The 12,677-nt window shown below is 65.8% G+C and carries 11 protein-coding genes; 7 read left to right on the top strand and 4 right to left on the bottom strand.

Annotated elements, in window-relative coordinates; genetic code table 11:
- The first annotated feature begins 22 nt into the window (after positions 1-22).
- The 4 genes from QW861_RS20495 to QW861_RS20480 all read left to right on the top strand — a co-directional run bounded on the left by QW861_RS20495 (position 23) and on the right by QW861_RS20480 (position 4,718).
- A complete protein-coding gene (locus QW861_RS20495; protein ID WP_316235510.1) occupies positions 23-1,405 on the top strand; it encodes a tetratricopeptide repeat protein in 1,383 nt (460 codons plus the stop codon).
- A 122-nt stretch (positions 1,406-1,527) separates the two neighbouring features.
- Entirely contained in the window at positions 1,528-3,432 is a 1,905-nt protein-coding gene (locus QW861_RS20490; protein WP_315751418.1) for a propionyl-CoA synthetase, read from the top strand.
- 98 nt (positions 3,433-3,530) lie between these two features.
- Positions 3,531-3,803, top strand: coding sequence for a hypothetical protein (locus tag QW861_RS20485; RefSeq protein ID WP_315751419.1), 273 nt, complete (start codon positions 3,531-3,533; stop codon positions 3,801-3,803).
- Positions 3,804-3,986: 183 nt separating this feature from the next.
- Entirely contained in the window at positions 3,987-4,718 is a 732-nt protein-coding gene (locus QW861_RS20480) for an OmpW family protein (RefSeq protein ID WP_315751420.1), read from the top strand.
- A 286-nt stretch (positions 4,719-5,004) separates the two neighbouring features.
- Here QW861_RS20480 and QW861_RS20475 read toward each other — a convergent pair whose 3' ends face one another.
- Positions 5,005-5,700 (bottom strand): DUF1013 domain-containing protein, encoded by a 696-nt coding sequence (locus QW861_RS20475; RefSeq protein WP_315716303.1) that lies wholly within the window; start codon positions 5,698-5,700, stop codon positions 5,005-5,007.
- Between the two features lie 267 nt (positions 5,701-5,967).
- Between QW861_RS20475 and ispH the strand changes: the two genes are divergently transcribed.
- The 3 genes from ispH (at position 5,968) to rnhA (ending at position 8,519) form a co-directional block, all read left to right on the top strand.
- A complete protein-coding gene (gene ispH / locus QW861_RS20470) occupies positions 5,968-6,936 on the top strand; it encodes a 4-hydroxy-3-methylbut-2-enyl diphosphate reductase (protein ID WP_315716301.1) in 969 nt (322 codons plus the stop codon).
- A 147-nt stretch (positions 6,937-7,083) separates the two neighbouring features.
- On the top strand, positions 7,084-8,058 hold the full coding sequence (locus QW861_RS20465) for a homoserine kinase (RefSeq protein WP_315751421.1): 975 nt from the start codon (positions 7,084-7,086) through the stop codon (positions 8,056-8,058).
- On the top strand, positions 8,055-8,519 hold the full coding sequence (gene rnhA / locus QW861_RS20460) for a ribonuclease HI (RefSeq protein WP_315751423.1): 465 nt from the start codon (positions 8,055-8,057) through the stop codon (positions 8,517-8,519). The genes QW861_RS20465 and rnhA overlap by 4 nt, the downstream gene beginning before the upstream one ends.
- A gap of 129 nt (positions 8,520-8,648) precedes the next feature.
- Here the strand turns inward: rnhA and QW861_RS20455 are convergent, their stop codons facing one another.
- The 3 genes from QW861_RS20455 to QW861_RS20445 form a co-directional block, all read right to left on the bottom strand.
- Positions 8,649-9,134, bottom strand: coding sequence for a peroxiredoxin (locus QW861_RS20455; protein ID WP_315716297.1), 486 nt, complete (start codon positions 9,132-9,134; stop codon positions 8,649-8,651).
- A gap of 144 nt (positions 9,135-9,278) precedes the next feature.
- Positions 9,279-10,970, bottom strand: coding sequence for a long-chain fatty acid--CoA ligase (locus QW861_RS20450; protein ID WP_315751424.1), 1,692 nt, complete (start codon positions 10,968-10,970; stop codon positions 9,279-9,281).
- 191 nt (positions 10,971-11,161) lie between these two features.
- Positions 11,162-12,589, bottom strand: a complete 1,428-nt coding sequence (locus QW861_RS20445) for a D-alanyl-D-alanine carboxypeptidase family protein (RefSeq protein ID WP_315751426.1) — start codon at positions 12,587-12,589, stop codon at positions 11,162-11,164.
- Positions 12,590-12,677 lie beyond the last annotated feature (88 nt).

Here is a 12,677-nt window from a genome sequence, read left to right as displayed (position 1 = left end):
AATTCGAGCCGAGTCCATGCCGATGCACGCTTTCATTCGTTCGATTTCATCCTGCTCATCCTACCTCGCGCTGGGTCTTGCAGCCGGTCTTGTCCTTGGCCTCGGGGCCCAGCCTGCATTCGCCGCGGACCCCGAATGCGCTTTGGGCAGCAAGGCGCCCCCGTCCGAGCTCATCACCGCCTGCTCGACCGCAATCGAGCAGGCATCGAGTTCGCCGAAGGATCAATCCATCGCCTTGGTTGCCCGCGCCGATGCCCGTGCGCGTACCTCGGGCGGCCTGACCCAGGCCCTGAAGGACCTCGACCGTGCCATCGCGCTCGACGGCAAGAATGCGCGCGCCTATCGGCTGCGTGGCGACCTAATGCGCGAAGCCGGTGGCGATGCCGGCAGGGCGGCGGCCGATCTGAGCATGGCGATCTCGCTCGATCCGAATGACGCCGAAGCCTATGAGCTGCGTGGCGTTGTCTATACCGAGCAGCGCCGTCTTGATCGCGCTCTGGCCGACTACGACCAGGCGATCCGGCTGAAGCCCGACTACGCGCAGGCCTTTGCCGACCGCGGCGTCGCCTTCTACCTGCGCGGCGACAACGAGAAGGCCGTGCGCGACTATGACGAGGCGATCCGGCTCGACCCGAAACGGCCGCGCACATTCACCAACCGTGCCGCGGCCTACAAGAAGCTCGGCCAGATGGACAAGGCGCTGGCCGATGACGATGAGGCGATCCGGCGCGATCCGAAGGTGTCGGAATATTACGACAATCGTGGCCTCACCTACGCCGCCATGAAGGAGTACGACAAGGCGATCGCCGATTATGATCAGGCGATCAGGATGGAGCAGCGGGCAAATTTCTTCACCAACCGCGGCGATTCCCATCAGTTCAAGGGCGAGCTCGGCGCGGCGCTCAGCGACTACGACGCCGCGCTGCGGCTCGATCCGAATTTCGCGCTCGCCTACAACAACCGGGCGGTGCTGTACAAGAAGATGGGCGAGCGCGCCAAGGCGCTGGCCGACTACGAGGCCGCGCTGCGGCTGGATCCCGGCAACGACAATGCCATCGCCGGCCGGCGCGTCATGCTGGCCGAGATCAAGAAGTTCGGCGCCGAGCCGCCGCGTCCGTTGAACGCGCCGTCAGAGCGAAGCGGTCCGTCGTTCGATTGCGCCACGGCCGCGCGCGAGGTCGAGAAGGTCATCTGCGCCGACCCGCAGCTCTCGGTGCTCGATCTCGGCATTTCCGAAAGCTATGCCCGGCGCTTGAAGTCCTCCCGCGGCCGCGCCGCTGCCGAGCTGCGCGGAACGCAGCGTGACTTCATCGCGGAGCGCAATGCCCGGTTCGGCAAGCCCGGCTACGACCTTCGTCTAGCCCTGCAGCGTCGCCTGGATACCCTCCGCGATGGAGCGCATTGATCCGGCCCGGAAAATGGGCGAACGTCCGGGCCTGCCTGATCTGGATCAATTCATGACGGCTTGAACTGTCGCTTTGTCCCGTGACAATACTCGGGAATAAACACAGATCTTGGGGAAACGTCATGAGCGCTGCGAGCCGCTATCACGAGGTCCATGCACGGTCGCTGCAGGACCCGGAAGGGTTCTGGGCCGAGGCCGCCCGCGCGATCGACTGGATCGAGCCGGCCAAGACCATCTTCGATCCCGCGATGGGCGCCTACGGCCGCTGGTTTGCGGGGGCCGTCGTCAATACCTGCTACAACGCGCTCGACCGCCACGTCGCCGCCGGCCGCGGCGATCAACTGGCGCTGATCCACGATTCGCCGCTCACCAGCTCGGTCACGAAGCTCACCTATGCCGAGATGCTGAAGGAGGTGCAGACGCTCGCCGCGATCATGCAGGATTTCGGCGTTGGCAAGGGCGACCGCGTCATCCTGTATATGCCCATGGTGCCCGAGGCGATGGTCGCGATGCTGGCCTGCGCGCGCATCGGCGCGGTGCATTCGGTGGTGTTCGGCGGCTTCGCGGCCAAGGAGCTCGCGACCCGCATCGACGACGCCACGCCGAAGCTCGTGCTGTCGGCGAGCTGCGGCATCGAGCCCGGCCGCATCGTGCAATACAAGCCGCTGCTCGATCAGGCGATCGAGCTCGCCGACAACAGGCCCAAGGCCTGCATCGTCCTGCAGCGTCCCGAGCATGTCTGCGAGCTGAAGCCCGGCCGCGATTACGACTGGGCGGCGCTGCGCAAGTCTGCGCTCGCCAATGGCAAGCTGGCGCCGTGCGTGCCGGTGCTGGCGACCGATCCGCTCTACATCCTCTATACCTCCGGCACGACCGGCAAGCCGAAGGGCGTGGTGCGCGACAATGGCGGGCACCTCGTCGCGCTGAAATGGTCGATGGAGAATCTCTACGGCATCAAGCCGGGTGAGGTCTGGTGGTGCGCCTCCGACATCGGCTGGGTGGTTGGCCACAGCTACATCATCTACGGCCCGCTGATCCATGGCGCGACCTCGGTGATGTACGAGGGCAAGCCGGTCGGAACGCCCGATGCCGGCGCGTTCTGGCGCGTCATCAGCGATCATAAGGCGGTCGCTCTGTTTACCGCGCCCACGGCATTCCGCGCCATCCGCAAGGAGGATCCGGAAGGTACTTTCTTGCGCAAATACGATCTATCGCATTTCCGCACCCTGTTCCTGGCCGGCGAGCGCGCCGATCCGCCGACGGTGGAATGGGCCGAGCAGCAATTGAAGGTGCCGGTGATCGATCATTGGTGGCAGACCGAAACCGGCTGGTGCATCGCCGGCAATCCGGTCGGCCTTGGCCTGTTGCCCGTGAAGCACGGCTCGCCGACGGTGCCGATGCCGGGCTACCAGGTCGACATCGTCGACGAGGCCGCCAAGCCGGTGCCCGCCAACACCATGGGCTCGATCGTGATCAAGCTGCCAATGCCGCCCGGCTGCCTGCCGACCCTGTGGCAGCAGGAGGACCGCTTCAAGGAATCCTATCTCAGCGAATTCCCCGGCTACTACAAGACCTCAGACGCCGGCTACAAGGATGAGGACGGCTATGTCTTCGTGATGGGCCGCACCGACGACATCATCAATGTCGCCGGCCACAGGCTGTCGACCGGCGGCATGGAAGAGATATTGGCCTCGCATCCCGACGTCGCGGAATGCGCCGTGCTCGGCATCAAGGATGCGATCAAGGGCGAGGTGCCGTGCGGCTTCATCGTGCTCAAGGCCGGTGTCTCGCGCAGCCCGTCGCAGATCGAAAAGGAGATCGTGGCGCTGGTACGCGACAAGCTCGGACCGGTCGCTGCGTTCAAGCTCGCCATCACCGTCGGCCGGTTGCCGAAGACGCGCTCCGGCAAGATCCTGCGCGGCACGATCAAGAAGATCGCCGACGGCGAGCAATGGAGCATGCCGGCCACGATCGAGGATCCCAAGGTGCTCGAAGAAATCGGCGAGGCGCTGAAGAGCCGCGTCTGACACGCCGCCGCTGAAAGGTGACCCGGGCTTGACCCGGGCGCCCATTCTCGTCAAGCAACGGCGTCAGACCAGCCCGATTGACGAGAATGGAACGTTCGATGCGACAGACCTCCGCCTGCCTGGCCCTGGTGCTGATGGCCGTATTTTCGCTCTCGGCCTGCGCCTCCCGCAACCAGGGTCCGGCGGTGGCGCTCGGCAATGACGACGATGATGCGGTCTGTCAGGCCGGTGGCAAGGTCGCGCCGGGCTCCGCCGAATATGTCGCCTGCCGCAAGGACCGCGACGTGCAGCGGCAGCGCGCCGAGGCACGTGCCGACCGCCGGCAGCGCGATCTCGGCGAATACATGATGAACCACCCCGACCGGCCCTGAGCGCCACTGCAAGCGCCTCTCATGGCGCGTGACTTCGATGCAACAGTTGCGTGACATCGGCGCTGCAACAATGCCGATTGATTGAGATCAAATCCAACTCCATGGCGTCCCTGCCACATCTGTGACCGCAAGGCGCGGCCGTGCCCGCGCAGATGTTGCTCAAGGGTGGCTATGGGGATCTCGATGAACAGGATGTTGAAACTCTCGTCGTCGCTGCTGGTGCTGGCGGCGATCTGCGGAGCCATGGGCTCGGCGCAAGCGGCCGACCTGCAGGCGGCGCCGGTCTACACCAAGGCGCCGGTGGTCGAGGCGTGGAATCCGTGGATGCTTCGTGTGCGCGCGCTCGGCGTGCTGCCGGATGCTGGCGGCTCCACCGTGAACGTGACCGGCGTGCCGGCGCTGTCGTCGCCGAACTCCGGCCTGTCGATCTCCAACTCGGTCGTGCCCGAGCTCGACATCAGCTACTTCTTCACCAAGAACATCGCGGCCGAGCTGATCCTCGGCGTCACCCGGCATTCCATCGGCGGCACCGGCTCGCTCGACGGCCTCAACATGGGCAAGGCCTGGCTGCTGCCGCCGACGCTGACCCTGCAATATCACTTCACCGATTTCGGCGCGTTCAAGCCGTATGTCGGCGCGGGTGTGAACTACACGGTCTTCTTCAACCAGAGCGCCGCGAACCAGGTGTGGAACGGTCTTGCCGTCACCAACCTGCACATCTCCAACCAGTGGGGCGCCGCGGTCCAGTTCGGCTTCGACTACATGCTCGACAGGCACTGGGGCCTGAACGTCGACGTCAAGAAGCTGTGGCTGCAGCCGAACTACTCGGCGACCGTCAACGGCGCAATTCCGGTCACCGGCCGCGCCAACATCGATCCGTGGCTGGTCGGCGTCGGCGTCACCTACAAGTTCTGATTTTTTCAGTTCCTCCCAAGACTGTCATGGCGCCGGCATTCCCGGCGCCATTTTTTTTGGACTGTTTGCGGGTCGCGAAGCTCGGGCTCGGGCCTGTAAAACCGGCGTCGTCCCGGCCTTGAGCCGGGACCCATACGCCGCAGCGGGAGTGAGGAAAGACGCGCTGAGTTACAGCCAGCTTGAGCCGTCACGCAATCCTGTGGTTATGGGTCCCTGCGTTCGCAGGGACGGCACCGATGGTGGGGCAGTCGCGGGTGAATTGACCCGAGGACAGGAGGTGCCCGTCCTACTCCTCCTCGTCGTCCTGCTTCTTGCCGCCGATGGTCTTGAGCTTGGCGAACACGGCGTCGACGTTGAGATCGTCCTCATCGCGGCCCGCCGGCTCGTACTCGTCCTTGCGCGTGGTCTCGGAGGCCGGGAGCAGGGTGGCGCCGCTGTAATTGGCGTCGAGCGGCTTTTCCTTGGCGGCACGCTGGACCTCGAAGTCGAGCTCGATCTGCGAGCACAGGCCGAGCGTCACCGGATCCATCGGCGTCAGTGTCTGCGCGTTCCAATGGGTGCGGTCGCGCACGCTCGCGATCGTGGTCTTGGTGGTGCCGACCAGGCGCATGATCTGGGCGTCCTTGAGCTCGGGATGGTTCCGCACCAGCCAGAGAATGGCGCTCGGGCGCTCGTGGCGGCGCGAGACCGGGGTGTAGCGGGGGCCCTTGCGCTTGGGCTGCGGCGGCAGCACCACCTTGCTCTCCTGCAGCCGGAGCCGGTAATTCGGGTCGCGCTCGGCCTTCTCGATCTCCTCGCGGGTGAGCTGCCCGGTCGAGATCGGATCCATGCCCTTGATGCCCTGGGCGGCGTCCCCGTCGGCAATGGCGCGCACCTCCAGCGGGTGCATCTTGGTGAAATCGGCGACCTGGTCGAAGGTCAAGGCGGTATTGTCGACCAGCCACACGGCAGTTGCCTTCGGCATCAGCGGGGCGTTGCTCATGGCAAATCTCCTTTGTGCTCCGCCCCGGCCCTGGAGGCGAAACCTGCGGTCATCGGCGATGACGGGAATTGGCCCTATATAAGCCGTCCCGGGGGCAGGGCGCAATGGCCTGGAGAAAACGGCCTTGACAGCGCTCGAAAGCAGTCCCAAGTCCTACCCAAACGAGTGTCAGACCCAAGTTCTTCGCGTATCGACCGCCCCCGCTTGCCGGCCCGGGGGTCCGTGGTCGCCGAAACCAGCCCGCATAGATCAGCTCAGACCAGCCCCATGGCAGCCAAACCAGACCTCAAAATCGTGCTTTGCTCGCCGCGCGGCTTCTGCGCCGGCGTGGTGCGCGCCATCGACACCGTGGAACGGGCGCTCGCCATCTATGGCGCCCCGGTCTATGTCCGACACGAGATCGTGCACAACAAATACGTCGTCGACAGCCTGAAGACCAAGGGCGCCATCTTCGTCGAGGAACTGGCGGAGATTCCCGACAGTACCAACGCACCGGTGGTGTTCTCGGCCCATGGCGTGCCGAAATCGGTTCCGGCCGAGGCCCAGGCGCGCAACTTCTTCTCCCTGGACGCGACCTGCCCGCTGGTGACCAAAGTCCACCGCGAGGCGGCGATCCACTTCAAGCGCGGCCGCGAGATCCTGCTGATCGGCCATTCGCACCATCCGGAGGTGGTCGGCACCGTCGGCCAGCTTCCGGCCGGCGCCGTCACGCTGATCGAGACCGCCGAGGACGCGGCGACCTTCACCCCGAAAGACCCCAACAACCTCGCTTTCGTCACCCAGACCACGCTGTCGATCGACGACACCAAGGATATCGTCGCGATCCTCAAGGGCCGTTTCCCGAACATCTCGGGCCCGCACAAGGAAGACATCTGCTACGCCACCACCAACCGCCAGCTGGCGGTCAAGAAGGTGGCCCCGGTGGTCGATGCGCTGATCGTGGTCGGTGCGCCGAACTCGTCGAACTCGCAGCGCCTGCGCGAGGTCGCCGAGCGCGAGGGCTGCCCGATTGCCGTGCTGGCGCAGCGCGCCTCGGACATCGACTGGGCGCGCTTCGAGGGCATCAAGAGCCTCGGCATCACAGCCGGCGCCTCGGCGCCGGAGGTGATCGTCGAGGAGATCATGGGCGCCTTTGCCGAGCGCTACGTGCTCCATGTCGAGACGGTCTCTGCGGCGGAAGAGAACGAATTCTTCCCGCTGCCGCGCTCGCTCCGGCCGGAAGCGGCAGCCGAGTAAGTCGGCCGGTTCTTTTCCGCCCTCGGCGGCCTCTCGGCCTTGAACGCGGCGCCCGCATGCGCGATGAAGGGCGCTACGGGCCTGTTCGGTGACGAAGTTCGCATCGGAGAGGCGGGGGCAGGCGAACTTCGATAACTGGGATAGCGCATGGCGGTCTATACCGACGTCGCCGCCGACGAGCTTGCGGATTTCATCAAGACCTACGACATCGGCGAGCTGCTCTCTTACAAGGGCATCGCCGAAGGGGTCGAAAACTCCAACTTCCTGCTCCACACCACCAAGGGCTCCTTCATCCTCACGCTGTACGAGAAGCGCGTGGCGGTGGATGACCTGCCGTATTTTCTGGGCCTGATGGCCCACCTCGCCGAGCGCGGCGTGAGCTGTCCGCAGCCCGCCCGCAACCGCGACGGGGCGGTGTATTCGAGCCTGTCCGGCCGGCCCGCGGCGATCATCAACTTCCTGGAAGGCATGTGGCCGCGCAAGCCGAACGTCACCCACTGCGCCGGCGTCGGCGCGGCGCTGGCGCAGATGCATCTGGCCGGACGCGACTTCCCGCTGGTGCGCAAGAATCCGCTCTCGGTCGCCGGCTGGCGGTCGTTGTTCGCGCAGGCCGCCGACCGCGCCGACACGGTGCAGGCCGGCCTCTCCGCGCTGCTCTCCGCCGAGCTCGATCATCTCGGGCGCTCCTGGCCGACGCATCTGCCGGAAGGCGTCATCCATGCCGACCTGTTTCCGGACAATGTGTTCTTCCTCGGCGACAAGCTCTCGGGGCTGATCGACTTCCCGTTCTCCTGCAACGACATTCTGGCGTATGACGTCGCGATCTGCCTCAACGCCTGGTGCTTCGAGGCCGATCATTCGCTGAACGTCACCAAGGCGCGCGCCTTCTTCAACGCCTATGGCCGCGTCCGGCCGCTGTCGGACGCCGAGCTGGAGGCGCTGCCGCTGCTGGCGCGCGGCGCCGCGATCCGCTTCCTGCTGACGCGGCTGGTGGACTGGCTCAACGTGCCTCCCGGCGCGCTGGTGAAGCCCAAGGATCCGCTCGAATATGTCCGCAAGCTGCGCTTCCACCAGGCGGTGACCAGCGTGCGCGACTACGGCATCGGCGGAGCATTGGCGTGAGCGAGCATCCGGTCGTCAGCATCTACACCGACGGCGCCTGCTCGGGGAATCCGGGGCCGGGCGGCTGGGGCGCGATCCTGCGCTTCGGCGACAAGGAAAAAGAGCTCAAGGGCGGCGAGCCACACACGACCAACAACCGCATGGAGCTGATGGCCGCGATCTCGGCGCTGGAGGCGCTGAAGAAGTCGTGTCAGGTCGAGCTCTACACCGACAGCCAATATGTCCGGCAGGGCATCACCGGATGGATCCACGGCTGGAAGCGCAATGGCTGGAAGACCGCCGACAAGAAGCCGGTCAAGAACGCCGAGCTGTGGCAGCGGCTCGACGCGGCGCTGAAGCCGCACAAGGTCAACTGGCACTGGGTCAAGGGCCATGCCGGGCACGCCGAAAACGAGCGCGCCGATCAGCTCGCTCGCGACGGCGTGGCGATGGCCAGGATGCAGAAGAACGTGCGGGCCTGATGTCTTCTACGCTTGTGAGTTTGATCGTCATTCCGGGGCGACGCGAGAGCGTCGAACCCGGAATCTCGAGGTTCCGGGTTCGCTTCGCGCCCCGGAACGACTGACCATCTGCAGCAGTGCGTTGTTTATCTACAGCTGCCCGAGCAGCGTGTCGCCGCCGGAGACCTCGACCTTGCCCGGCGCGGCTTCGAGGTTCAGCTTCTTGACCACGCCGTCCTCGACCAGCATCGAATAGCGCTTGGAGCGGATGCCGAGGCCGGCGCCGGAGGCGTCGAGCTCCATGCCGATCGCCTTGGTGAACTCGGCATTGCCGTCGGCCAGGAACACGGCCTCGTCGCGCTGGTCGGTGTCGCGCTTCCAGGCGTTCATGACGAAGGCGTCGTTGACCGAGACGATCGCGATGGTGTCGACGCCCTTGTCCTTCAACGCATAGGCATTGAGGAAGATGCTGGGCAGATGCATCTTGTGGCAGGTGCCGGTGTAGGCGCCGGGCACCGCGAACAGCGCGACCTTCTTGCCCTTGAAGATGTCGTCGGTGGTTTTGACCTGCGGGCCTTCGCCGGTCATGACGCGGAATTGGGCCTGCGGCAGCTTATCGCCAACCTGGATGGTCATTCGAGTTACTCCTTCCCCTGGATGTGTCTTGCGCGGTGCGCGCTACACTATTCGGCGGGCCGGAAACGGCAACGGCCCGCCGTGATCACGTATCCGTCATCGCACGTCCCTCATCGCGCGCCGGGGCTTGCGGCGCCAATGGACTCAGGCCGCTGCTGCCGGCTTCTTCTTCTCGTCGCGCAGCTCCCGGCGCAGGATCTTGCCGACATTGGTCTTCGGCAGCTCGGTCCTGAACTCGATCTGCTTCGGCACCTTGTAGTTCGTGAGCTGCTCGTGGCAGTGCTTGATGATGTCCTCGGACGTGAGGTTGGGGTCCTTCTTCACCACGAACGCCTTGACGACCTCGCCGGTCTTCTCGTCCGGCAGCCCGATCACGGCGGTCTCCAGCACGCCCGGATGGGTCGCGATGACCTCTTCGACCTCGTTCGGATAGACGTTGAAGCCGGAGACCAGGATCATGTCCTTCTTGCGGTCCACGATCTTGACCGAGCCGTCCGCGGCCATGACGCCGACGTCTCCGGTGCGGAAGAAGCCGTCCGCCGTCATCACCTTGGCGGTCTCGTCGGGACGATTCCAGTAGCCTGCCATCACCTGCGGGCCCTTGGCGCAGATCTCGCCGGGTTGTCCCAGCGGCACTTCGTTGCCGTCGTCGTCGCGGATCGAGAGCCAGGTCGACGGCAGCGGCAGGCCGATGGTGCCGGTGAATTCCGTCGAGGTCGGTACGTTGCAGGTCAGCACCGGTGCGGTCTCCGACAGGCCGTAGCCTTCGGCGATGCTGCAGCCCGTCACCTGCTTCCACTGCTCGGCCACCGGGCGCTGCACGGCCATGCCGCCGCCGTTGGAGACCTTCAGCTTGGAGAAATCGATCTTGCGGAAGTCAGGATGATGCAGCAGGCCGTTGTAGAGCGTGTTGACGGCCGGGAAGGTGGTGACCTGATACTTCATGAGCTCCTTGATGAAGCCGGGGATGTCGCGCGGATTGGGGATCAAGAGATTGGCGCCGCCCGCGCGCACCGCGAGCAGGAAGCAGCAGGTCAGCGCGAAGATGTGGTAGAGCGGCAGCGCACAGACGATCAGCAGCTGATCGACATGCGGCGGCTTGTCCATCACCGGCTGCAGCCACGCATCGTTCTGCAGCACGTTGGCGACGACGTTGCGGTGGAGCAGCGTGGCGCCCTTGGAGACGCCGGTGGTGCCGCCGGTATATTGCAGGAAGGCGACGTCGTCTGGACCGATGGTGGGCTTCTGGAAGCGCTTGCCGCGGCCGGCGGCGAGCGCATCGTTGAAGGGGACCGCGCCCGGCAGCGAGAACGCCGGCACCATCTTCTTCAGGCGGCGGACGACGAGGTTGACGATCACGCCCTTGAAGCCGAGCAGGTCGCCCATGCTGGCGACGACGATGTGCTTGACCTGGGTGTGGCTGACCACCTGCTGCACCGTGTGGGCAAAGTTCTCCAGCACGATGATCGCCTCGGCGCCGGAATCCTTGAGCTGGTGCTCGAGCTCGCGCGGCGTGTAGAGCGGGTTGACGTTGACGACCGCGTAGCCCGCGCGCAGCACCGCGGAGATCGCGATCGGATATTGCAGCACGTTCGGCATCATCAGCGCGACGCGCGCGCCCTTTGCCAGCCCCAGGCCCTGCAGATAGGCGCCCATCGCGACCGACATATCGTCGAGCTCGCGATAGCTGATCGCCTTGTCCATGCAGATGAAGGCGCGGCGATCGGCGAATTTCCTGAAGCTCTCTTCCAGCAGGTCGACGAGCGACGGGTATTTGCCCGGATCGATATCGGCGGGAACGCCGGCCGGATAGTGCTTGAGCCAGATGCGCTCCATGACCCTTCCTCTCTGATCGTCTCTTGTTCGTCTATCGGCAGCCGCCGGCCTCGCTCGGGCCGGCGGCGCCAATATCGAATTTCCGGCGGTTCAAGGCAAGCGGCCGGCGCGGCGACGAAAGGGGAGGGACGGGCGATCCGGGCCGAGGGCCCGTGCCAATTGCTGGCTGCGGCGGTATGCGCCGCGCGGGATCAGCCGTCCTTCGGCGCGGGCTTGCCGTCCGTCTTCGGCTTTGCGGCAGCCTTGGGTTTGGTGGGCTTGGGCGCGTCGGAGCCGGCTTTTTCCGCCGTTTTTCCGCCGGCTTCGTGCTTGGCGGCGACGTGGCGGGCCGCGCCCGGCTTGGCCTCAGCCGGCTTGGCCTGCGGCTTCGCAGCGGCCTTCGCATCCGCATCGGTCTTGGCGGCGGTCCGGGTCGCGGGCTTGGCATCCTTGTTGGCATCCTTGCGGGCGGCGGCATGCGCCTTCTTGCCGCGGTGCCTGGCCGGCGTCTGTGCGTCGGCATCGGCGGCGACGGCGGCGATCAGCGCCGCGCCGGTGCGCGTCGGGCCGGTGTAGACCAGCACCGGCTCGGACGGGGCGGGCGCCGCCGCCAGCAGCTCGGACGGCTTCATGGTCGGCGTCTGCAGGCCGGCGAGCAGGGTGCCGCCGGTCGCTTCGCCGTCCGCACCGGCAACGGTGTCCTCGTCGTCGTCGCTGGCTGGTCGGTGGCGGCGGCCGTTGCACATGTCGTCGCGCAGGTTGGGCGGCGTCGCGTCGACGGGGGGCAACTGATCGACCGTGCCCAGCGGCGACTTCAGCCAGCTCAGCTGGTTGCCGTTGAAGCCACGGTCCAGCATCTGGATCGCGCGCACGGCGCGCATCTGCCCCGAGGAGGCGCCGAGCACCACCGCGATCAGGCGCTTGCCGTTGCGGGTCGCCGACGCCACGAGATTGTAGCCGGAGGCGCAGATGAAGCCGGTCTTGAAACCGTCGGCGCCGGGATAGCGCCCGATCAGCTTGTTGAAGTTCTGCACGACGCGGCGGCCGTAGCGGATCGACGGGATGTGGACGAAATATTCGTACTCGGGAAGATCGCGGATGATGGCGCGCGCCAGGATCGCGAGATCACGCGCCGAGGTGATCTGGCCGTCGGCAGGCAGCCCGTTCGGATTCACGTAGCTGGTCTGCGTCATGCCGAGCTTGCGGGCGGTGTCGTTCATCATCGCCGAGAAGCCGTCGATGGAGCCGCCGACGCCCTCGGCCAAGACCACTGCCATGTCATTGGCGGACTTCACCAGCATCATCTTCAGTGCATTGTCGACGGTGACCTGCGTGCCGGGCCGATAGCCCATCTTCGACGGCGACTGTGATGCCGCGGTCGGTGAGACCGTGAACAGCGTGTCGAGCGTGATCCTGCCGTCCTTGACCGCCTTCAAGGTGACATAGGCCGTCATCAGCTTGGTGACCGATGCAGGGTACCACGGATAGGTCGCGTTCTGCGCCTCCAGCACCTTGCCGGTGTCGGCTTCGACGAGCAGCAGCGCCTCGGCATGGGCCCCGCGCGGCGCGAGCACGAGAGCGGCAGCGAGAGCGATGATCTTGATCGGGGCGTAGCGGAACAACAGGCGAAGCGTCTGCACTGGTCTGGTCCGGTCCTTTGAGACCCGCCTCGCGCGGCGAGGTGGGCAAGCGGGCTTTCGGGTTTCAAGCGTGTCCGGCGCCGCTTTG

The organism is Bradyrhizobium sp. SZCCHNRI1029 (genome assembly GCF_032487555.1).
GTDB lineage: Bacteria > Pseudomonadota > Alphaproteobacteria > Rhizobiales > Xanthobacteraceae > Bradyrhizobium.
This window is presented reverse-complemented; position numbering and strand designations above follow the sequence as displayed.

Coding starts and splice junctions, on each gene's coding strand:
- QW861_RS20455 (WP_315716297.1), bottom strand. CDS start 9,134: ATGACCATCCAGGTTGGCGATAAGCTGCCGCAGGCCCAATTCCGCGTC.
- QW861_RS20480 (WP_315751420.1), top strand. CDS start 3,987: ATGAACAGGATGTTGAAACTCTCGTCGTCGCTGCTGGTGCTGGCGGCG.
- QW861_RS20450 (WP_315751424.1), bottom strand. CDS start 10,970: ATGGAGCGCATCTGGCTCAAGCACTATCCGGCCGGCGTTCCCGCCGAT.
- QW861_RS20465 (WP_315751421.1), top strand. CDS start 7,084: ATGGCGGTCTATACCGACGTCGCCGCCGACGAGCTTGCGGATTTCATC.
- QW861_RS20495 (WP_316235510.1), top strand. CDS start 23: ATGCACGCTTTCATTCGTTCGATTTCATCCTGCTCATCCTACCTCGCG.
- QW861_RS20490 (WP_315751418.1), top strand. CDS start 1,528: ATGAGCGCTGCGAGCCGCTATCACGAGGTCCATGCACGGTCGCTGCAG.
- ispH (WP_315716301.1), top strand. CDS start 5,968: ATGGCAGCCAAACCAGACCTCAAAATCGTGCTTTGCTCGCCGCGCGGC.
- QW861_RS20485 (WP_315751419.1), top strand. CDS start 3,531: ATGCGACAGACCTCCGCCTGCCTGGCCCTGGTGCTGATGGCCGTATTT.
- QW861_RS20475 (WP_315716303.1), bottom strand. CDS start 5,700: ATGAGCAACGCCCCGCTGATGCCGAAGGCAACTGCCGTGTGGCTGGTC.